General features: G+C 62.2%; 17 protein-coding genes and 3 pseudogenes. 8 read left to right on the forward strand and 12 right to left on the reverse strand.

All coding sequences use genetic code 11. From position 1 onward, the window contains the following. The coding region (locus ABIN98_RS03695) for a DUF429 domain-containing protein (RefSeq protein WP_346907513.1) at positions 1–559 on the forward strand (559 nt) is incomplete at its 5' end. 21 nt (positions 560–580) lie between these two features. On the opposite strand, the gene ABIN98_RS03700 is transcribed toward ABIN98_RS03695, so the two are convergent. From ABIN98_RS03700 to ABIN98_RS03710, 3 genes are all read right to left on the reverse strand, one after another. Continuing rightward, positions 581–1,798, reverse strand: coding sequence for a L,D-transpeptidase family protein (locus ABIN98_RS03700; RefSeq protein ID WP_394701419.1), 1,218 nt, complete (start codon positions 1,796–1,798; stop codon positions 581–583). 360 nt (positions 1,799–2,158) lie between these two features. After that, positions 2,159–3,115, reverse strand: coding sequence for an acetyl-CoA carboxylase carboxyltransferase subunit alpha (locus ABIN98_RS03705; protein ID WP_346907514.1), 957 nt, complete (start codon positions 3,113–3,115; stop codon positions 2,159–2,161). Between the two features lie 194 nt (positions 3,116–3,309). Beyond that, positions 3,310–4,137 (reverse strand): DUF3108 domain-containing protein, encoded by an 828-nt coding sequence (locus ABIN98_RS03710; protein WP_346907515.1) that lies wholly within the window; start codon positions 4,135–4,137, stop codon positions 3,310–3,312. A 421-nt stretch (positions 4,138–4,558) separates the two neighbouring features. Between ABIN98_RS03710 and rpmB the strand changes: the two genes are divergently transcribed. After that, positions 4,559–4,852 (forward strand): 50S ribosomal protein L28, encoded by a 294-nt coding sequence (gene rpmB, locus ABIN98_RS03715; protein ID WP_346907517.1) that lies wholly within the window; start codon positions 4,559–4,561, stop codon positions 4,850–4,852. Positions 4,853–4,871: 19 nt separating this feature from the next. Then, positions 4,872–5,525: a queuosine precursor transporter gene (locus ABIN98_RS03720; protein WP_346907519.1), complete on the forward strand. Its 654-nt coding sequence runs from the start codon at positions 4,872–4,874 to the stop codon at positions 5,523–5,525. Positions 5,526–5,599: 74 nt separating this feature from the next. On the opposite strand, the gene ABIN98_RS03725 is transcribed toward ABIN98_RS03720, so the two are convergent. The 6 genes from ABIN98_RS03725 to ABIN98_RS03750 all read right to left on the reverse strand — a co-directional run bounded on the left by ABIN98_RS03725 (position 5,600) and on the right by ABIN98_RS03750 (position 11,592). After that, positions 5,600–6,223 (reverse strand): LysE family transporter, encoded by a 624-nt coding sequence (locus tag ABIN98_RS03725; RefSeq protein ID WP_346907520.1) that lies wholly within the window; start codon positions 6,221–6,223, stop codon positions 5,600–5,602. A gap of 27 nt (positions 6,224–6,250) precedes the next feature. Beyond that, entirely contained in the window at positions 6,251–7,285 is a 1,035-nt protein-coding gene (locus tag ABIN98_RS03730; protein ID WP_346907521.1) for an esterase-like activity of phytase family protein, read from the reverse strand. Then, positions 7,285–9,198: a cobaltochelatase subunit CobT gene (gene cobT / locus ABIN98_RS03735; RefSeq protein WP_346907523.1), complete on the reverse strand. Its 1,914-nt coding sequence runs from the start codon at positions 9,196–9,198 to the stop codon at positions 7,285–7,287. Before cobT ends, ABIN98_RS03730 begins: the two co-directional genes overlap by 1 nt. A 6-nt stretch (positions 9,199–9,204) precedes the next feature. Further along, positions 9,205–10,191, reverse strand: a complete 987-nt coding sequence (gene cobS / locus ABIN98_RS03740) for a cobaltochelatase subunit CobS (RefSeq protein ID WP_346907525.1) — start codon at positions 10,189–10,191, stop codon at positions 9,205–9,207. 69 nt (positions 10,192–10,260) lie between these two features. Continuing rightward, positions 10,261–10,851 (reverse strand): DnaJ domain-containing protein, encoded by a 591-nt coding sequence (locus ABIN98_RS03745; RefSeq protein WP_346907526.1) that lies wholly within the window; start codon positions 10,849–10,851, stop codon positions 10,261–10,263. A 120-nt stretch (positions 10,852–10,971) separates the two neighbouring features. Beyond that, complete coding sequence (locus tag ABIN98_RS03750; protein WP_346907528.1) at positions 10,972–11,592, reverse strand: class I SAM-dependent methyltransferase; 621 nt, start codon at positions 11,590–11,592, stop codon at positions 10,972–10,974. A gap of 74 nt (positions 11,593–11,666) precedes the next feature. On the opposite strand from ABIN98_RS03750, the gene ABIN98_RS03755 reads away from it, so the two are divergent. Together ABIN98_RS03755 and ABIN98_RS03760 are read left to right on the forward strand one after the other, a co-directional pair. Beyond that, positions 11,667–11,966 carry a BolA family protein gene (locus ABIN98_RS03755; protein ID WP_346907530.1) on the forward strand — a complete coding sequence of 100 codons (300 nt, stop codon included), beginning with the start codon at positions 11,667–11,669 and terminating at the stop codon, positions 11,964–11,966. Positions 11,967–12,245: 279 nt separating this feature from the next. Further along, positions 12,246–13,437, forward strand: a pseudogene (locus tag ABIN98_RS03760) (IS481 family transposase). Between the two features lie 149 nt (positions 13,438–13,586). Here the strand turns inward: ABIN98_RS03760 and ccrA are convergent. After that, entirely contained in the window at positions 13,587–14,894 is a 1,308-nt protein-coding gene (gene ccrA, locus ABIN98_RS03765) for a crotonyl-CoA carboxylase/reductase (RefSeq protein ID WP_346907532.1), read from the reverse strand. Between the two features lie 296 nt (positions 14,895–15,190). On the opposite strand from ccrA, the pseudogene ABIN98_RS03770 reads away from it, so the two are divergent. Then, positions 15,191–17,180, forward strand: a pseudogene (locus tag ABIN98_RS03770) (methylmalonyl-CoA mutase family protein). On the opposite strand, the gene ABIN98_RS03775 reads toward ABIN98_RS03770, so the two are convergent. Further along, positions 17,177–18,064, reverse strand: a complete 888-nt coding sequence (locus tag ABIN98_RS03775; protein WP_346907533.1) for a LysR family transcriptional regulator — start codon at positions 18,062–18,064, stop codon at positions 17,177–17,179. The pseudogene ABIN98_RS03770 and the gene ABIN98_RS03775 overlap by 4 nt on opposite strands. Before the next feature lie 103 nt (positions 18,065–18,167). Here ABIN98_RS03775 and glyA point away from each other — a divergent pair, with 103 nt between their 5' ends. Then, the gene (glyA, locus tag ABIN98_RS03780; RefSeq protein ID WP_346907535.1) at positions 18,168–19,487 is read left to right on the forward strand and encodes an aminotransferase class I/II-fold pyridoxal phosphate-dependent enzyme; all 1,320 of its coding nucleotides are present in this window, start codon (positions 18,168–18,170) and stop codon (positions 19,485–19,487) included. 80 nt (positions 19,488–19,567) lie between these two features. Here glyA and ABIN98_RS03785 read toward each other — a convergent pair whose 3' ends face one another. Next, positions 19,568–20,524 (reverse strand): tetratricopeptide repeat protein, encoded by a 957-nt coding sequence (locus tag ABIN98_RS03785; protein WP_346907536.1) that lies wholly within the window; start codon positions 20,522–20,524, stop codon positions 19,568–19,570. Between the two features lie 414 nt (positions 20,525–20,938). On the opposite strand from ABIN98_RS03785, the pseudogene ABIN98_RS03790 reads away from it, so the two are divergent. Then, positions 20,939–21,154 (forward strand): annotated as a pseudogene (locus ABIN98_RS03790) (hypothetical protein); the annotation flags it as partial.

A 21,154-nucleotide genomic window follows, 5' to 3' on the forward strand; every position in this document is an offset into this window, starting at 1 on the left:
CCTTCCAGATCGGATCGGCCCCGGTGGTCGCGGTCCGGAAAAGGCGGCGCGGCGGCATCTGGGCGAGCGGCAGTCCTCGGTCTTTGCCGTTCCGTCACGCGCCGCAGTCTATGCCGAGGACTACGCCCAGGCTTGTGAGATTGCGCAGACGACATCGGAACCGCCGAAGAAGGTGTCCAAGCAGGCCTTCTACCTGTTTCCGAAAATCCGCGAGATCGACAGTCTGATGACGCCGGAGCTGGAAGCACGGGTCTACGAGGTTCACCCGGAACTCGCCTTTTGGCGGCTCAACAATTGTGCGGCAATGAACCTGCCGAAGAAGATCAAGAGCCGCGCCAATGGACCGGGCCTCGATCAGCGGCGGGACCTACTCGTGTCCCGTGGTTTTGAACGGGCGTTTCTCGATCAGGTACCGCCGCGCGGTTGCGGCCGGGACGACCTTCTGGACGCGGCGGCGAATTGCCTGATCGCAGGCCGGATCGCTGATGGTCACGCCGAGCCGTTTCCGAACGCCTTCCAGCGCGATGGCAAGGGTCTCAGGATGGCGATCTGGGCCTAGACGTCCCGACGAGCCCAATCATCAGGGCTTCGGTGCGGGGGTCGCGGCCGTATCGATCGGTCCGACGGTGCCCTCGGTGTCTTCCGACTTGGAGCCGAAGGGCAGCCAGCGCTTGAAGAAACCGGCTGTCGGGCTTTCCTTCTTTTCCGGCTGCAAGGCTACGGCCTGGGTTTCGACTGCGGCTCCGGGCCGTTTCGGCTGGGCTTCAGCGGCAACGGCAGCGGTTGCCTCGGTGGCAGCCGTTTCCGGATTTTCAGAGGTGGCGTCCGTGCTTGCTTCGGCAGCACCGCCAATAGCCTCGGCGAACTTGGTCTGCCGTTCCTCCCAGCGCTTTTTACGTTCGGCCCGCGCTTCGTATCTCGTGGCCAGCTGCTGGTATTTCTCGTCGTCCTTGCGCTGCTTCTCCTGAACCAGCTGCTGCAGCCGGGGCGGCACCTCGTAGGCCGGGCATTTCGCGGCTGCCCGGAAGGGGACGCCTTCGACCAATGTGGTGGCGTCGAAAACATATTTCTTTTCGCAAACCGAGACTTTCGGCGGTACCTTGGTGAGCTCGAAGTGATCGTAGCCGACCTTCAACATGCGCCAGAAGTCCATGTGCTCGCTGTCGTAGTGCTTGGCCATGTTGTCCGGGGTCATGCGGAACGGAAACGCCTGGACCTGGAAAGAGCGCTGGCCGCCCTTGAAGCTGTCGCGGGCGAGCGCGTAGATGTCCTGCACCTGGGCGTCGGTCATGGCGTAGCAGCCGCGCGACGAGCACGCGCCATGGACCATCAGGTTGGAGCCGGTCCGGCCATAGGAGCGGTCATACTGGTTGGGGTAACCGAGGTTGAAGGCCAGGTGGTAGCTGGAATTCGGATTCATCAGGCCCGGGGTGATTTCGTAAAATCCTTCCGGCGCCTGACGGTCGCCTTCCTTGAATTTCGGGCCGAGCTTACCGGACCATTTGCAGATCTCGAAAGTGTCCAGTAGCGCGAAACGGCCGTTGCGTTTTTCCTTCCAGACCTCAAGGGTGGACTCTTCCTTGAAGATCCGGATCATGATCGGCGATGTCGACGGCATGTCGAGGTCGGTCATCTTGCGCTTGACGGGTGCGCTGACCGGGCGCTGGGCCTTCGGGCCGTAGCCGAGTTCATCCGGCTGGCAGGCGGCGAGAGCCCCGGCAACAACAACCATTCCCGCGACTCGGCCCGCGATCCGGCCCATGGACCGGGCACGGCCGGCAACGTCCGGAAAACGCATTGTTGGATACTGTCCTGTCGGAAGGCGCCATGCCGCCATGTGATCTTCCTAAATACGCTTCATACCAGTGGTGCGCGCGACCGGAGCGGCTTTTTCCGCTGGCGCGGAATTCCGTCGTCCCGACCGGCGCCTCATCCCGAAAATCTATGAGATTATGGTTGCCAGCAGGTTACCTAAAACCGTCCCTCCAGTGGAAGACTACGGTTCAGCACGTTTTCGTCAACGCCTGACTGCCTCTACGTTACGTATGAAGGTCAGGCACGTTGTTCAATGCCTTGAAATTCTGGCCAAACAACGGCAGAGCCACGCCGGTTCAATGGCGTGGCGAAAATCCTGTGGCGGACACGAAAAGCGTGGATGTCAGGAAAGGGTGCGTCCGATCGCGAGAAATTTCTCGCGGCGGTGCTTGCGGATCTCGTCGGCACTCTTTCCGGCAAGGTCGGCAAGAGCGGTCTCGATGGCCGATCCGGTCCGGTCGATCACGGTTTCGCGGGCCCGGTGTGCGCCGCCGACCGGTTCCTCGACGATGCCGTCGATCACCCCGAGCTGCAGCAGGTCCTGCGCCGTGATCTTCATGTTGGTGGCGGCATCCTGAGCGCGCGCGCTGTCACGCCAGAGGATCGATGCAGCACCTTCCGGAGAGATCACCGAATAGATTGCGTGTTCGAGCATCAGAACCTTGTTGGACGTCGCGATGGCAATCGCTCCGCCCGATCCGCCTTCGCCGATCACGACGGACACGGTTGGCGAGCCGAGCCCCAGACCCTTGTCGGTCGAGCGGGCGATGGCCTCGGCCTGGCCGCGTTCTTCCGCGCCGATCCCCGGATAGGCGCCGGCCGTGTCGACAAGCGAAATCACCGGCAGGCCGAAACGCTCGGCCATATCCATGATCCGGACGGCCTTGCGATAGCCTTCGGGACGGGCCATGCCGAAATTGTGCTTCAGGCGCGACTGGGTATCGGAGCCTTTTTCCTGGGCGAGAATAGCAACGGACTGTCCGCGAAAGCGGCCGAGACCGGCGATGATCGCATGATCTTCGGCAAAGTTCCGGTCACCGGCCAACGGGGTGAAATCCTCGATCAGCCCGGCAACGTAATCCGCGGCATGAGGCCGGTCGGGATGGCGGGCGACCAGCGTTTTCTGCCAGGGGGTCAGTTTGGAATAAAGATCCTGCAGGGTTTGCGAGGATTTGCCCTTCAGGCGCTTGATCTCGTCTTCCACATTGACGGCTTCTCCGCCTGCGGCCAGTGCCCGCAGTTCCTGGATCTTGCCTTCAATGTCGGCGACGGGTTTTTCGAATTCCAGATAGCTGTGCATCTACTCTCACACCTGAAACGCGCCACAGCCTGATCAATGAGGAGGGGCGTCTATCCCGAATGGCGGGGATGGTTGTTTGCGTAACGCTTGCCATGGGCTCTATCAAGAGACGGAACCGGGCGCAAGAGCGGCGTGGTCCGATGGCGACAAGGAATGCCGCCGGACACGGGATCGCTCGCCGTGTGAGCAGGAGCCTATCTGGCGGCCTGGTCTCCGGCTCCGGATTTGATGTTGAGCTGGGAAGCCTGCACCACCAGCCGGCCGGTCTTGGTGTCGATGGAGATGCGGTAGGGGATCAGGACATTGCCGCCAAGAGGCGCCAGCCAGGCTTCCATTCCCGCCTGGGCCATGTATTTCACCGAGTCCTTGGACGGGCGATGGCCGGCCACCGGAATCCATTTCGCCGTGCAAACGACAACGGGGCCGTCGTAGCCGCGGCCGGACACGTTTTTCGTGCCCTTGTAGCTCATCTTGATGTCGAAACGGGTCCAGCCGTCGAAAATCGGCAGTTTCCGCTTGCAGGCTTCCGGGCCGATCAGGTCGTCCCGGGCCGGGACGGGCATCAGGGCCGCGCTCAAGGGATCCATCGCGTTGTTGCGATGCTTGGCCGTGACCTTGATCCGTTCCTTGTTCGGCTTGAACTGGGGGGTCACGTCCATGGAGCGGATGTGTCCGGAGCCCTGGCCGAGGGCGACGTAGAAATCCCGGTTCGCCGCGTGAGACGCCATCTCGTATTTCGACGGAACGACCTTGTTGCCCAGAAGCCAGCCGGACGCCTGCGCACCGCCCTTGCCGGTGCTGAACAAGGTACCGACACCGGCCGGTTCCACGCCGACCTTGGCCGAATAGGCGTTGCCCTGCAGGACAAGCGCAAGGCTGCCGCGCCCGATCGTCAGGCCGGCTATGGTGATATTATACAGGCCGCCGACACTGCTTTTCTGTGCTGCCGCCGGGGCCGTCCAAAGGGCGGTGGCCAGAACTGGCACAGCCAGAAACCGTCCGATTGACTTAAGACCTGACACTTCAAACCTCCACACTGCCCGTTCTCGGGCAGAGTTGCTGCGCCCCCGCGCCTGACCCATTGCGTATGGAAAGATTGTCGGACCCTCTTCCGCAATCCTGAATACCAATGGCGTAATTGTTCGCTGTCATGGTAACTCTATGGTTAACATAACACAGAAGAGCCATCGAAAAATGCAGAAAGGTTGACGGGGCCGTGGTCGGCGCAGTGATGTGGCCCCGCGATCACGGGAAACACCTTGCCGGCGCGAGAAATTCAGCCTGAGCGCGCAGATGTCTTGACGATGGCGCGCGCGCCCTTTATAGCGGGGCAACTTTTTTCCGAAAAATGCCGGAAATGCCGCAGCCGGGCCAGTGGTCCGCTCCATTCCGGTCGTAACTGCTGGGCCATTCAAACCCGGCCCGAAGACAAAAGGTGATATCATGGCACGCCGCTGCGAACTCTCCGGCAAGGACGTGATGACGGGCAACAACGTCTCGCACGCCAACAACAAGAGCCGTCGCCGGTTCCTGCCGAACCTGTGCAACGTCTCCCTGCTGAGCGATGCGCTCGGCGAGACCTTCAAGCTGCGCATCAGCGCGCATGCTCTGCGTTCGGTCGAACATCAGGGCGGTCTCGACGCTTACCTGCTGAAGGCTTCCGACGATAACCTGTCGGACAAGGCCCGCCAGATCAAGGTCAGCATCAAGCGCCAGCAGGCTGAAGCTGCCGCCTGAACCCTTTCGGGGATCTGAAATGACTGTTACCCGGAGTTTCTCCGTGGGCCAATTCGCCATCGCGGTCGCCGCGATGGCTGTGGTCGTTGTTGCGTCCAATTACCTGGTCCAGTTTCCGGTCCGGGGCCATCTCGGCGCCATCAACCTGGCCGATCTGCTCACCTGGGGTGCATTCACCTATCCTGCCGCATTTCTGGTCACAGACCTGACCAACCGCAAATTCGGACCGAATCCGGCCCGTCTTGTGGTGATGGTCGGTTTTGTCCTGGCTGTCGCGCTGTCGATCCTGCTGTCGACGCCGCGTATCGCGGCCGCATCCGGTGCGGCCTTCCTTGTAGCGCAGCTGCTTGATGTGACCGTTTTCAACCGCCTGCGCCGGCTTAGCTGGTGGAAAGCACCGTTTGCCTCCTCCCTGATCGGCTCGGTGATCGATACGGTCCTGTTCTTCTCCATCGCGTTCTCGGGCGTCCTCGCGGTCCTGCTCGGCTATTACGATGCGTTCGCAGTCGAGACAGCGCCGCTTCTTGGCGTATTTGCAGCGGAAGTGCCGCGCTGGATTTCCTGGGCGATCGGAGATTTCTCGGTGAAGATCCTCGTCGCCGTCTTCCTGCTCGCACCCTATCGCATCCTGCTTGGCCTGCTGGTGCCGATGCCGAAAGGTGCGGCTGCCTGATATCGGCTCGCTGTAAGCACAATTCAAAAAGGCGCCTGATGCGGGCGCCTTTTTCTTTTGGATGCGGCAGTGTTCTAAACGATCCGCGTTGTCAGCAGTTTGAAACCGATCGCTCCGAATGCGATGGCGAACAGGCCGCTGAACCAGCGGTGAAGCCGCAAATAGGCCTGCCGGACGGGGGCAATCGAAAACAGCCAGCCGTAGCCGATGAAAATGAGAGCGCTGAGCGAGCCGACCGCGGCGATGATGGAGACGAGGTCCCCGGCCGTCGCGCCTGAGGGAACGCCGATCGAGTAGAGCGATCCGAAAAACAGGATCGCCTTGGGATTGGTCAGATGAATGGCCAGTCCCTTGCGGAACGCAGCACCCATGGAGCCGATTTCCACTGGGCTCGCCTTCCTGCCCTGGCCGAAACAGGCCGACTGTGCCGAGACAATCGACAGGTAAATGAGATAGGCCGCGCCCGCGTAGCGGACGGCTTCGAACATCCAGGCGTGGGCGAGCATGATTGCGCTCAGTCCGAAAGCGGCGGAGATCGACCAGGTGAGCGACCCGCACAGGACACCGGAGCCGAGCGCCATGCCGATCCGGCGTCCGGAGGCCATGGAGGCTCCGGCGATGGCAAGCGTTGCAGGGCCGGGGCTCGGGATGGCGACAAGCGCGGCCCCGAGGATTAGCGGATAATTCACTGCGTCCATGATCACCCCCGAGGCATTTCAGTCCTGTTATCCGTCGCCAAGCACGAACCTGAGCAAAAGCGTCCGCTGCAGGATGGATCGATTGTTGTCCGAAATCAGCGTGAGGATGGTGCGGCCGCTGGCATCCTGGTGGATGCCGAGGCCTTCCATGTTGTCGATCTGGTTGCCGTAGTCGGCTTCCATCAGCACGTCGCCTTTCAGGTTCGCGCCGGGGCGGATGCTGTCGGCCGCAAATCGCCGGAGGCGCATGCCGACGAGATCGCGGAGATTGAAGCGGCGTTCCAGCAGGAGCAGGGTCCCATCGGGCAGGAAGGCGCCGTCGGTCGCATCATACCGGTCGGAGCGCACCACGGTGAAATGCTCCACCTTGTTCTCGGTGATCAGAAATCCGGGCAGGTCGTCGTCCCCGGTCTTTCCCCGCTCTGCAATGGCAATCAAGGTTCCGGCGATCGGCGAGCCGGATGGAGCCAGGGCAAGGGTTTCCATCCCCTTGGTTCCCCTTAAGGAGCGAATTTCGGCTGGGAGGGCGAGTTCGCCGATCAGGCGTTCATTGCCCGTCTTCAGGGGCCAGGGAAAGCGGTAGATGGTGTTGACCCGTTCCGCGGAGACCAGAACGGTATCGCCGTCGATGGTCAGCGCCTCGGTGTCGCTGCCGCTGCCCTTTCGCAGGGCCCGGCCGGTCTTGTCGCGCATCTCTGAATAACGGGCATGCGAGATGCCGACAGGCTTACCGTCCGGGGTCTGGTCAACGGTTGCCGAAAACCACAGGCCGTTGTCGGTGACCGCCAGGATCTGCCCTCCGTCGTCCAGGCTGATCAGGCCGGACAGCCCGCCGACGTTCCGATCCGGAGAAATGAGCTCCAAGCCTCCCAGATAGGTCAGCGCGCCGAATTGCGTATCCGAGCGGCCGATCTTGAACTGGTCGATCTGCCGGACCGTTACCTTGGCCGGGGTGCTGTCGCTGAGCAGGTCGAGCGCACGGGCAGGGTCCGCGTCAGCGAACGGGAGTGCAAGGACGAAAGCGGCGGCAAGCAGACTGCCGTATCCGCCGCGGCGCTTCATTATTTGCGACTTCCCGCCCGTTTGCGACGTCCGCGGACAGGTGCCGCCATCTGGACTTCGTCATCGAAAAGATTGGCGAGCTGGTCGGTCATGGCGCCGGCGAGTTCTTCCGCATCGACGATGGTGACCGCCCGGCGGTAGTAACGGGTGACGTCGTGGCCGATGCCGATGGCAATCAGTTCCACCGGCGACCTCGTCTCGATTTCCTCGATCACGTGACGCAGGTGCCGTTCCAGATAGTTGCCCGGATTGACCGACAGGGTGCAGTCGTCGACCGGCGCACCGTCGGAGATCATCATCAGGATGCGCCGCTGTTCCGGCCGGGCCAGGAGACGTTCGTGCGCCCAGGTCAGGGCTTCGCCGTCGATATTTTCCTTCAGGAGGCCTTCGCGCATCATCAGTCCAAGGTTCCGGCGAGAGCGGCGCCAGGGCGCGTCCGCGGACTTGTAGATGATGTGGCGCAGATCGTTGAGGCGTCCGGGGGTGGCCGGCTTGCCGGCGCCGATCCAGGCTTCGCGGGACTGACCGCCCTTCCAGGCCTTGGTGGTGAACCCGAGGATTTCCACCTTGACGCCGCAACGCTCCAGCGTGCGCGCCAGAATGTCGGCACAGGTCGCGGCGACCGTGATCGGACGTCCGCGCATAGAGCCGGAATTGTCCAGAAGCAGGGTGACGACCGTGTCGCGGAAATTGGTGTCCCGCTCCTGCTTGAAGGCGAGCGGGGCCATGGGGTCGGTCACCGCGCGGGTCAGGCGGGCGGTGTCGAGCAGGCCTTCCTCCAGATCGAAATCCCAGGACCGGTTCTGCTGGGCCATGAGCTTTCGCTGCAGCCGGTTGGCGAGCCGGGCGACTGCGCCCTGCAAATGGGTCAGCTGCTTGTCCAGGAAGCCGCGCAGGCGGTCCAGCTCGGCGATATCGCAGAGGTCCTCGGCCGTGACGGTTTCGTCGAACTGGGTGGTGAAGACCTTGTAGTCGGAAGTTGGAGGACGGTTGGAAAAGGGCAGGTCACGCCGCTCGCTCTCTCCAGCCTCTTCGGCGTCTTCCGCCATGTCGTCTTCGGCGAAATCCTCGAACTCGGCATCTGCGGCTTCGGTCTCGCCGGCGTCCTGCTCTTCGCCGGACATCTCCATTTCCTGGGGAGAGGCTTCCTGTTCGCCGGTGTCCTGCTCGGTGTCGCCGCCGGTTTCGGCTTCGTCGTTGTTGCCGTCGTCCTGGTTTTCGTCCTGGCTCTCACTGTCGTCCTGATCGCCGATCTCGTCGCCCATGTCGAGGGCTTTGAGAACGTCCCGGAAATGACTGGCGAAGCCGGCCTGGTCCTCAAGTTCGGGCACCAGCCGGTCCAGGTCGTGACCGGCCTTGTCCTCGATCCACTCCCGCCACATGTCGACCAGCTTGGTCGCACTTGCGGGCGGCGGCGTGCCGGTCAGGCGTTCGCGCACCATCATGGCGAGCGCGTCCTGGAGGGGTGCATCTTCCCGGCCGGTAACTTCCGGCGCATTGGCCTTGCGGAAGCGGTCGTCGAGCATCGCGGAGATGTTGCCTGCAACGCCTTGCATGCGCATGGAGCCGACCGCGTCGCAGCGGGCCTGTTCCACGGCCTCGAACAGGGCACGGGCTTCCGGCCCACTCGGCGCGTTTTTGGAATGAACGGCAGGGTCGTGGCAGGCAAGCTTCAGGGCCATGGAATCGCTCATGCCCCGGGTGATCGCGATTTCCTCCCGGGAGAGCTTGCGCGACGGCTCCGGCAGACGGGCGCCAGCGGACGATACGCCCGGCCGGTCACCGGAAAACACCACTTCCAACTCGGGTTCGCCGGCGATTGCCCGCATGGTTCCGGTTACGGCCCGCTTGAACGGTTCCGTATCGACCGGTTTGCCCTTGCCGGGGCGGCTGTTGTCTCCGGGACCTGCCATGTTTGCTTAGCTCATTACGACATTGACGGCGGATTCCGGCAGTTCCTCGCCGAAGCAGCGCTGATAGAACTCGGCCACCAGGGTCTGTTCCATGTCGTCGCACTTGTTCAGGAAGGTCAGGCGGAAGGCAAAACCGACGTCGCCGAAGATATTCGCGTTTTCCGCCCAGGTGATGACGGTTCGCGGGCTCATGACGGTCGACAGGTCGCCGTTGATGAAGGCGTTCCGGGTCATGTCGGCCAGACGGACCATCTTCGACACGATCTCGCGGCCTTCCGGGTTCTGGTAGTGCTTGGCCTTGGACAGGACGATGTCGACTTCGTTGTCATGGGGCAGATAGTTCAGCGTGGTGACGATCGACCAGCGGTCCATCTGCGCCTGGTTGATCTGCTGCGTGCCGTGATAGAGGCCGGAGGTGTCGCCGAGGCCGACCGTGTTGGCGGTGGCGAACAGGCGGAAGGCCGGGTGAGGCCGGATCACGCGGCTCTGGTCGAGCAGGGTCAGGCGGCCGGAGGATTCCAGGATACGCTGGATCACGAACATCACGTCCGGGCGGCCTGCGTCGTATTCGTCGAAGACGAGAGCGACGTTGTGCTGGTAGGCCCAGGGCAGGATGCCGTCCTTGAACTCGGTGACCTGCTGGCCGTCCTTGAGGACAATGGCGTCCTTGCCGACCAGGTCGATACGCGAAATGTGGCTGTCCAGATTGACGCGGATACAGGGCCAGTTGAGGCGCGAGGCGACCTGTTCGATGTGGGTCGACTTGCCGGTGCCGTGGTAGCCGGTGACCATGACGCGGCGGTTGTGCGCGAAGCCGGCCAGAATGGCGAGGGTGGTCGCGCGGTCGAACAGATAGTCCTCGTCCCGGTCCGGAACGTGTTCGCTCGCGGTCGAAAAGGCCGGTACTCTCAGGTCGGTCTTGAAGCCAAAGACCTCTTCCACGGAAATTTCGGTATCCGGCATGCTTGCAGCCGCGTTCGTCGTCTCAGTCATCGGTCCTCCGCTGCCCCGGCATAAAGCCGGGCGGCGTTCTTGTTGGAAGAAGCCTGCAGAAAATGCAGACTAACAGAAACCGGCTTTCTTCAGGACGTTATAGGCCTGAATGATTTCCCGCAGGCGGTCCTCGGAGGAACGATCACCGCCATTGGCATCCGGATGGTTTAATTTCACAAGTTCCTTATAGCGCGCCTTGATCTCATCGCCACGTGCCGATTCAGGGAGATTCAGCACATCCAGGGAGCGTTTTTCAAGCGCCAGAAGTTTTCTTTGCCGCGGACGCTTCGCATCGGCGGAGCGGCGGTTGGCATGCGCGCGCATGTTGGAGCGCGGATCATAGCCGTCCGGCCCGTCCGCCGCCTGCCGGTTGACGCCCATTTTCCATGTGGGCCGATGCCCGGTCATGGAGTCCTTCTGATAGCTGCGGACGTCGTCGTCCTGCATGCCGGAAAAATAATTGTAGGACTTGTTGTATTCCCGGACGTGGTCCACGCAGAACCGGTAATACTGGCCTTCCATGTTCCGGCCCTTGGGCGCGCGATGGACGCCCGGCCGCTTGCAGCCCGGATGTTCGCAGACCGGGTGGCGATCTTCCTCCAGACGTTCCTTGTCAGGCTTGACCCGGATGCTGTCGAATATCTTTGAGTCCAGTTTCATGAGCGTCAATATCGTCCGCAGGGCGCTTCGGGACAAGTCGGTTTGAACGGCTGTCCCGACAGTTTTAATAGTCAGGTTTGGAGTGACAGGATGTGGCAGCCGGAGACAGTAGCATGAATGTCAGCTTCGGCGAAATACGCTGTAGCTGAAATGCTGGGTGCGTCCCGCTGGCGTTACATGGTCATGGGCGAGGGTCTCCACAAGTTCGTAGCCGTCCCCGAGCACGCGTGAGATCGTCGCAGCATCGTGCCGGCAAACGGGCAGTCCGGAGCATTTTTCCGGTCCGTCCGGGGCGAAGGTGCCGAGGATCAGGATCCCGCCGGGCTGCAGTGCGCTGTCCAGAAGGTCCTTGTAGCGCTGCTGGTCTTCGGGAGTGGTCAGAAAGTGAAAGGCGGCCCGGTCGTGCCAGATGCCGAACCGGCGGTCCGGTTTCCAGTCCAGAACGTCGCTTTCGATCCAGGTGACGCCGCTCGCCCGTTCGCCAAGGCGCTGCCGGGCAATCTCAAGGGAAGATCCGGAAAGATCGAGGACGGTGAGATCTGAAAACCCTCGCTCCAGCAGCGCGTCGACCAGACGGGAAGCCCCACCTCCGATATCGACGAAGGCGGACGTCCGGTCGGGCGCATAGCGTTCGACAAGCGACAGCGACGGTTCCGGTTTTTCCTGAAACCAGCTGACCGCAGTGTCATCCTGTTTTTCCCAGGCGTGGTTCCAATGTTCCTTGAGACTGATATCACTCATGCACATTTACATTCTTGACGATATGAAGGGTTTCAGGACTGTGAGCGTGAGCCGCGAGAGAGGAAAACGATAGCATGAGCACCAGGGACAGCATCATTGCCAAACTGACACAGGCGCTGGCTCCGCAAACGCTGGACGTCATCGACGAATCGGACAAGCACGCCGGGCACGGCGGCTGGAGTGCCGGTGGCGAAAGCCATTTCCGGGTGCGGATCGTCTCGCCTGCCTTTTCCGGCCTGAGCCGGGTCAACCGGCATCGCAAGATCAACGAGCTGCTGGCCGACGAACTCGCCGCCGGCGTGCACGCGCTCGCCATCGAAGCGCGCGCGCCTGACGAAGCCGATCCCCGTGCGGTACGGGCAACGGCGTCCTAGACGGCTCTGGTCCCAAACAGAGCTGTGTGGAATCAGGGGTGGCATCACTCTGCCCCTTGCAAAGACGGTCATCCCCGACTTGATCGGGGATCCATTAACTTCCAGAGCAGCGCGGTTTCGGCTCGTCGTATTTTGCTCGCTCGTGCCTATTTCAGTCGTCCGAAGCGATGGCGGCGTGGATTGGACCCCCGACTTGATGTTTAAACCGGGGACATGGCTGACAGGTGTTCGGGGACATGGTTGACACATTTGGCATGACTTACGTCGAAGGAGGCGGGCATGCCGTGGCAGGAGATGTCGATCATGGAACAGCGAGAAGAGTTCGTCCGGCTCGCGAGGCTTGAAGGCGTGAACCGGCGTGAGCTTTGCCGCCGGTTCGGGATCAGCCCTCAGACCGGCTACAAGTGGCTGCGCCGGTTTGAAGCGGGAGATGTGCTTGAGGACCGCAGCCGCCGGCCGCGATCGAGTCCGCAGCAGCTTTGCCCCGCGTTGGAAGAAGCAATCCTTTCGGTGCGCACGGCCCATCCGGCTTGGGGTGCGCGCAAGATCGCGGCGGTGCTTTCACGCACCGACGACAACACTCCAGCGGTATCGACCATCCATGCGGTCTTGCGTCGCCATGATTGTATCCGGCCCCGGGACAGGAGCGGGACAGACTGGCAGCGTTTTGAAGAAGAGGAGGCCAACCGTATGTGGCAGATGGACTTCAAGGGTCGGGTCCGTCTGGGCAATGCACAGGAGTGCCATCCGCTAACGGTTGTCGACGACCATTCCCGCTTCGCGGTGTGCCTGGCGGCTTGTCCGGATCAGCGCACACATACCGTCCAGACCCATCTGGAGCGCAGCTTTAGCCTCTATGGCCTGCCGGATGCATTTCTGGTCGACAATGGCGCCCCCTGGGGTTCCAGTTATCGGGACAGTCATTGGACACCGTTACGGGTCTGGCTGGCCAGGTTGGGCGTGAATGTGATCTACGCCCGGCCATTCCATCCGCAAACCAAGGGCAAGAATGAACGCTTCAACCGAACCTTGAACGAAGAGGTGCTGGCCTTGCGCTGCTACCGTAGCCAGGAGCAGCTCCAGCAGGCCTTCGACCGCTGGCGGCTGGTTTACAACCATCATCGCCCGCATGAAGCCCTGTCTGACAAGGTTCCCGCGAGCCGCTACCGTCCGTCGCTGCGCAGTTGGTCAAAGACCTTGCCGGAGATGATCTATGAAAACAGCACCATCACCCGCAAGGTTCCCAGAACCAAGGCCCAAATCAGCTACAAAGGACGCCTCTGGTCTGTGCCGAAAGCATTCAGGGGACACAGCCTGGCTATTCGCCCAACTTCTCACCCGGGAAAATACGGCATCTATTTCGGCGCCAACAAGGTCGCACAAATCGACCTCAACGCGATATAAATGTGTCAACCATGTCCCCGAACACCTGTCAGCCATGTCCCCGGTCTGTACATCAAGTCGGGGATGACGCCTGGAGCAAGTCGGTCGACCACCACCCAAAACGAAACCAGCCCGCCAAGGCGGGCTGGTTCGTGTGGCCTGCCGCGGGAGACAGGCCCGGGCGGCTCAAGCTGGGCTTGAGCCCCTGGGAGCTAAAAAAGCGAGCTTATAAAGGCCTCAGCTCTTGGCCGCGTCGAGCACGTCCTCGAAGGTGCGCAGGCCTGTGGTCGGCGCGTTCACCAGCACCGCCATGTTGCCCGGCGCATGCTCGTTCTTCCACATCTTGGTATGGGCCTTGGGGATCTGCGACCACGGGAAGACCTCGCTCATGCACGGGTCGATCCGCCGCTCGATCATCAGCTTGTTGGCGGCCGACGCCTGCTTCAGATGGGCGAAGTGCGAGCCCTGGACACGCTTCTGATGCATCCACACGTAGCGGGCATCGAAGGTGATGTTGAAGCCGGTCGTGCCGGCGCAGAACACGATCATGCCGCCGCGCTTGGCCACGAAGGTGGAGACCGGGAAGGTCGCCTCGCCAGGGTGCTCGAACACCATGTCGACGTTGACGCCCTTGCCGGTGATGTCCCAGATCGCCTTGCCGAACTTGCGCACCTCGTTGAACCAGGCCTTGTATTCTTCCGAATTGACCTTCGGCAGCTGACCCCAGCACTTGAAGTCCTTGCGGTTGATCACGCCCTTGGCCCCGAGCCCCATGACGAAGTCGCGCTTGTCCTCCTCGGAAATCACCCCGATGGCATTGGCCCCGGCCGCCGCGCAAAGCTGGGTGGCGAAGACGCCGAGCCCGCCCGATGCGCCCCAGACCAGGACGTTGTCACCCGGACGCAGGATGTGCGGACGGTGGCCGAACAGCATGCGGTAGGCGGTCGCCAGGGTCAGCGTGTAGCAGGCGGATTCTTCCCAGGTCAGGTGCTGCGGCCGCGGCATCAGCTGGCGCGCCTGGACACGGGCATACTGGGCAAAGGAACCGTCCGGGGTCTCATATCCCCAGATCCGCTGGGAAGACGAGAACATCGGATCACCGCCGTTGCACTCCTCGTCGTCGCCGTCGTCCTGGTTACAGTGGATGACGACCTCGTCGCCCACTTTCCAGCGCTTCACCTTCGACCCGACCTGCCAGACGATGCCCGAGGCATCGGACCCGGCGATGTGATAGGGCACGCTGTGCACGTCGAAGACGGAGATCGGCTCTCCGAGACCGGCCCAGATGCCGTTGTAGTTGACACCGGCGGCCATCACGAGCACCAGCACCTCGTCGTCGCCGATTTCCCAGGTCGGCAGCACTTCGAGCTGCATCGCCTCTTCGGGCGGACCATGGCGCTCGCGCCGGATCGCCCAGGCATACATCTGCTTCGGCACATGGCCGAGCGGCGGGATTTCACCCAATTCGTACAGATCTTTAACAGGTGCCGTCACGAGTTCAGCCTCTGGCGTCTGGTTGTCATTGGCTTGTGCCGTTGACGTCATTCTTATCTCCTCCGGTTCCGTCCCTGCTTGCGAATTCTGGCTCTGACTATCGCAATGCAAAAGGCGTTCAGGGCCCAAAGCCCCTGTTTGCGCAACTATCCTGCTTAAAATCGCCGATTTCTATACGACTATTGCTTAACTTGCCTTTGGTTCCAAGCTGCTTTTTGCATTGCATATAAAAGGGCTTTTCAGCCCCCGCAGAAAACGGCATGGTTTCATAAAAAGAAAACCAGAGCTATGACGGGGCATCAAACGGCGGAAACGAGCCGAATTTGAGGCCCCTTGGGAGATAAAAGATGAGCACGTCCGAAAAAGGCCGCGACCGCCCGTGGATTTTCCGCACCTATGCAGGCCATTCCACGGCCTCGGAATCCAACAAGCTCTACCGGTCCAACCTGGCCAAGGGCCAGACCGGCCTTTCCGTCGCCTTCGACCTGCCGACCCAGACCGGCTATGACCCGGACGACCTGCTGGCGAAGGGCGAGGTCGGCAAGGTCGGCGTGCCGATCGCAAATCTCGGCGACATGCGCGCCCTGTTCCACGAGATCCCGCTGGAACGCATGAACACCTCCATGACGATCAACGCGACCGCTCCGTGGCTGCTGGCGCTTTATGCGGCCGCCGCCGACGAGCAGGGCGCGGACCGCAAGCTCCTCGCCGGCACGACCCAGAACGACATCATCAAGGAATATCTCTCCCGCGGCACCTATGTGTTTCCGCCGGCCCCGTCCCTGAAACTGACCACGGACGTGATCGCCTGGACCTATTCCAACATGCCCAAGTGGAACCCGATGAACGTCTGCTCCTACCATCTGCAGGAAGCAGGCGCGACGCCGGTCCAGGAACTCTCCTTCGCGCTGGCCACGGCGGTCGCCATTCTCGACAGCATGAAGGCCTCCGGCGCCATTCCGGACGAAGAATTCCCCCAGGCCGTCGGCCGGATTTCCTTCTTCGTCAACGCGGGCATGCGCTTCGTCACTGAAATGTGCAAGATGCGCGCCTTCACCGAACTGTGGGACGAGATCTGCCGCGACCGCTACGGCGTCGAGGACGAGAAATACCGCCGCTTCCGCTATGGCGTTCAGGTCAACTCGCTTGGCCTGACCGAGCAGCAGCCGGAAAACAACGTCTACCGCATCCTTCTGGAAATGCTCGCCGTGGTGCTGTCGAAGAACGCCCGCGCCCGCGCCGTGCAGCTGCCGGCCTGGAACGAAGCCCTCGGCCTGCCGCGCCCCTTCGACCAGCAATGGTCGCTCCGGATGCAGCAGATCGTCGCCTACGAGACCGACCTTCTGGACTATGCCGACATCTTCGACGGCTCGACCGAGATCACGAAAAAGGTCGAGGCGCTCAAGGAAGAGGCCCGCGAAGAACTTGCCCGGATCGACGACATGGGCGGGGCGATTGCCGCCGTGGAATCGAGCTACATGAAGCGCAAGCTGGTGGAATCCAATTCCGCGCGTCTGGCGGCGATCGAGGCCGGCGAGCAGATCGTCGTCGGCGTCAACAAATGGACCGAGACCGAGCCCTCACCGCTGGCAGGAACCGAAGGCGGCGCCATCCTGACCGTGCCCGAGCACGTCGAGGACGAGGCCATTGACAAGATCAAGGCCTGGCGCGAGGCGCGCGACCAGGCTGCCGTCGATGCGGCCCTCGCCGAGCTAAAATCCGCCGCCAGCGAAGGCCGCAACATCATGGAGCCGTCGATTGCCGCCGCCAAGGCCGGCGTCACCACCGGCGAGTGGGGCCGCGTTTTGCGTGAGGTCTTCGGCGAATACCGCGCGCCCACCGGCGTCGGCCAGTCGGCCCGTGACGATGCCGGCGATCTGGCGTCCGTGCGTGAAGGCGTCGACGCGCTCTCGGCCAAACTCGGCCGCCGGCTGAAGTTCCTGGTCGGCAAGCCCGGCCTCGACGGCCATTCCAACGGTGCGGAACAGATCGCCGTGCGTGCCCGCGACTGCGGTATGGAAGTGGTCTATGAGGGCATCCGCCTGACCCCGGCCCAGATCGTCAACGCCGCGATTGAAGAGGACGTGCACGTCATCGGCCTCTCCATCCTGTCGGGCTCCCATCTGGCGCTGGTGCGCGATGTCATGGACCGGCTGCGCGCTTCGGGCGTCGACGACATTCCGGTCGTCGTCGGCGGCATCATTCCCGACGAGGACGCCGCCAGCCTGAAGGCCATGAGGCGTTGCCGCCGTTTATACGCCGAAGGACTTCCAGCTCACCGACATCATGGCCGACGTGGTCAACATCGTCGCGACTCGGGCCGAAAAAGCGGCTTAGCCCGCACTTTCGGTGAGAAGGGCTGTCACCCTGCCCAGGTAGCGGTTGCCGCTCTGGCCCGGCGAGACGGTCAACACCAGACTGCGGCCGGTTTCCGCTCGGGTTTCAAGCGGCGCCACAAGCCGGCCCGCGTCCAGATCGGCGCGGATCAGGGCCTCGTGCCCCATGACCACGCCGGCCCCGTTGCGGGCCTCCTCGATTGCCAGCGCATAGAGGGAAAACGCCGGGCCGCGCGAGATCGGAAGATCCTTTGCACCGGCAGTTCCCAGCCATACCGGCCAGTCGCCGCTCCAGGTGACGTCCTCCAGGCAGGCGAAACCGGCTAGGTCTTCGGGCTCCTTGATCTGCGCGGCCATCTCCGGGGCTGCGACCGGGAAGATCACGTCCCTTGCGAGCACGATCCCGTCGCCGCGCGCGCTGTCGTCCAGATAAAACAGGCTGAGATCGAACAGCTCCCGCTTCGGATTGGGCGGCTGTTCCATGGCCGTCACCGAAATCGAGACATCCGGCAGGGCCTGGCGAATGGCCGGCAGGCGCGGCGACAGCCAGAGCTGGGCGATGCTTGGAAGGGCCGCGATGCTCAGCCGGTGGGGCGCGGCCTTCGATTTCAGCTTCCGGGTCGCCTCGCCAAGCCGGTCGAAGGCCTCGGTGAAATCGGGCAGGACGCTGGCACCGGCCGCCGTCAGCCGGACCCCTTGCGACCGGCGCTCAAACAGTTTCGCACCCGCCCAGTCCTCCAACGCCTTGATGTGCTGGGCAACCGCACCCGCGGTGACGCACAATTCGTCGGCGGCGGCGGTGAAACTGCCGAGACGGGCCGCGGCCTCGAAGGCGCGCAAGGCATTGAGCGGCGGTCCCTTGGGACGGGGTGGAGCAACCGGCATAGTCTTAGCCCTAGTTTTTCTAGGCCTAGTATTCAGGAAAACTGGTTTGCGGCAACCGGCAAACGCTGCTTTCCTATGACCACCAACAACCGGAGTTGCCCGAATGACCGCGCTCAGCCCCCGCCCCTGGGTTCCCGCCGCCTGCGAGACCCACGTCCAGGCCCTCGCCAAACATGCCGAACAGCCGTCGGCCGCTGTGGCCGGGCGCGTCGATGCGCTGATTGCGGAAAACCGGCGCATTCACGAACAGGCCTGTTTCAACCTCAACCCGGCCTCCAACGTGATGAACCCCAAGGCGGAAGCCGCCCTGTCCGCAGGGCTCGGCTCACGCGCGTCCCTCGGTTATCCGGGCGACAAATACGAAACCGGCCTGGAGGCAATCGAGGAAATCGAGGTGCTGGCCGCCGAACTCTCCGCGGAAATCTTCAAGGCGAAATACGCCGAGTTTCGCGTTCCCTCCGGCGCCATCGCCAACCTCTATGCCTTCATGGCGATCTGTAAGCCCGGCGACACGATCATCGCCCCGCCCGCTTCCATCGGCGGCCATGTCACCCACCACGAGGCGGGATGTGCCGGGCTCTACGGACTGCAGATCCACGACGCCCCGGTCAACGCGGACGGTTACACGGTCGACCTCGATGGTCTGCGCGAACTGGCGAAAAAAGAACACCCGAAACTGATCACCATCGGCGGCAGCCTGAACCTGTTCGAGCATCCGGTGAAAGAAATCCGGACCATTGCCGACGAGGTCGGCGCCCGCGTCCTGTTCGACGCCGCCCACCAGTGCGGGATCATCGCCGGAGGCGCGTGGTCCAACCCGCTCGACCACGGTGCGGACCTGATGACCATGAGCACCTACAAGAGCCTCGGCGGCCCGGCCGGAGGCCTGATCGTCACCAATGACGCCGATCTCGCCAAACGGCTCGACGCCATCGCCTTTCCCGGCATGACCGCCAATTTCGACGCTGGCAAGACGGCAGCCCTGGCGCTGACCATGCTCGACTGGCGCGACCATGGCAAAGCCTATGCCAGGGCCATGCAGGACACCGCCCGGGCCTTTGCTGCCGAACTCGATTCGCGGGGCATTCCGGTCTTTGCCGGCGCCCACGGCTACACAACCTCGCACCAGTTCGCCGTGGAAGCAGCCTCCTTCGGCGGCGGCCAGACGGCGGCAAGGAAGATCGCAAAGGCCGGCTTCCTCGCCTGCGGCATCGGCCTGCCCATCGCCCCGGTCGACGGCGATCTCAACGGCCTGCGCATCGGCACCCCGGAACTGGTTCGCTGGGGCGTCACCGTCAACGACATCCCTGAAATCGCCGGTCTTCTCGCCGAAGCTCTGACCAGCGACACCCCGGAAGCCCTCGCCCCGAAAACCGCCGCCCTGCGCAAGACCTTCAACAAGGTGCATTACGTCAACGGCTAGTCAGCATCACGCGCTAAAGAAGACAGAGTCCCGTGCGTTTCTCGGAACATACGGGACCCTGACAATTCGCCGGGCAGCCGTCATTCCAGTTCGTCGAGTCGTCTATGCAATTCCTTTATCATCCAGTCATCTCGGGGCGCCAGATGGCTTTCCGTTTCAAGCCTTTCGGCAATCTCCAAGGCGCGTTCAAGCAAGAACTTGGCCCGCACAGGAGCTGCTTCGGAAACTTTGACGCAGGAGACAATCAGGTCACGCTGCCACTCACTGTTCGAGGGATCCGAGCCGGCAAGACGTTCGGCAACCGCAAGACCGGCCTCATAGCGCTCCAGGGCTTCGCCAAGCTTGCCTTGCGCAACAAGAACGCCGCCGATCCTGTCAAAACTCACCGACAGGTCTCGCTGCCGCCTACTGTTCGAGGCGTCTGAAGCAGCAAGGCGTTTGGCAACCTCAAGACCAGCCTCATAGCGCTCCAAGGCGTCGCCAAGCTGCCCCTGTGCAACGAGGATGTCGCCAAGCCGCGCGTGGGCGATCATAATCTCTCGCTGGGACTGTTTCTTCGCTCCCAGATCGCCGAAATTTTTAAAGGCGTCATAGGCCACAGAAAGGTTACCAGCGCTTATTGCAACATCACCCAGATCATACTGAGCTGCCATATTCTCCGGGCATAACTGCACAGCCTCCTGTAATGCAATCAGAGCCTTCGCCTTATCGTTCAGATAGAGCAAAGCTGCCCGATGGCGCGCAGCCTCGGAGGCCTCGAATAACGCATTCTCCCCCTCTTGCGCCCGGTCATTCTGTATCTGACGAAAAATGCCTTCGGCTAAAGATGGTTTTCCTTGCCTCAATGCTTCCAAAGCATCCTGGATCGTTTGCGCGGAGGCATCTTCTTCCGGCACCTCTTCCAAAGCCTCAACTGCGTCTTCAAGCCGATCCGCAGCTTTTGAGAATTGGTCTTCGGACTCCCCGCGCAGAGCAAGAGCGGCTGAATAGGTCCGTTGAAACTCCTCCCGATCAAGCTTGGAAAGATGGTCGATCACCGTCCCCGGAGTCGTTATCGCCGCTTCCGCGTGAGGAACATTGACGTTGACAGTCGTATTTGTTGGCTCCGATAGGCTCCTCGAAGGATTTTTCCCGTGTATTTCGCAATACTAATTACCAATCCGGCTGCCACTGCAGGTGGACCGACAATCCACCCCAATTGTTCAGCAAGAGACTTCGCGGCAACGTCTGAGCAGACGGTGTGCCACCAGTTCCAGCTAGCCAAACCGGCACAATCAAAAAGACCCAAAAATTCGCCAGCCATAACATCTGCTTCGAATTCATCCGCTACAATCAGAAGTATAAGCACAATTGACCAATGCCTGTCTCCCTCCCCCAAACGGCGGGCTTGCACTTGTGCGGTGCAAACGGCTTAATCGGCACAACGAAAACCAGAAGGCGGGAGTGAGCCGGTGACCAAGACGAATGCGGGCAATTTCTTTGAGGACTTTTATGTCGGCCAGGTGATCCGGCACGCGACCCCGCGCACGGTCACGAGCGGCGACGTGGCGCTTTATACCGCGCTCTACGGCTCCCGCTTTGCGGTCCAGTCCTCCGATGCCTTCGCGAAGGAACTCGGCTACGCCCATGCCCCGGTCGACGATTTGCTGACCTTCCACGTGGTCTTC

Origin of the sequence: uncultured Roseibium sp. (assembly GCF_963675095.2) — a bacterium.
Taxonomy (GTDB): domain Bacteria; phylum Pseudomonadota; class Alphaproteobacteria; order Rhizobiales; family Stappiaceae; genus Roseibium.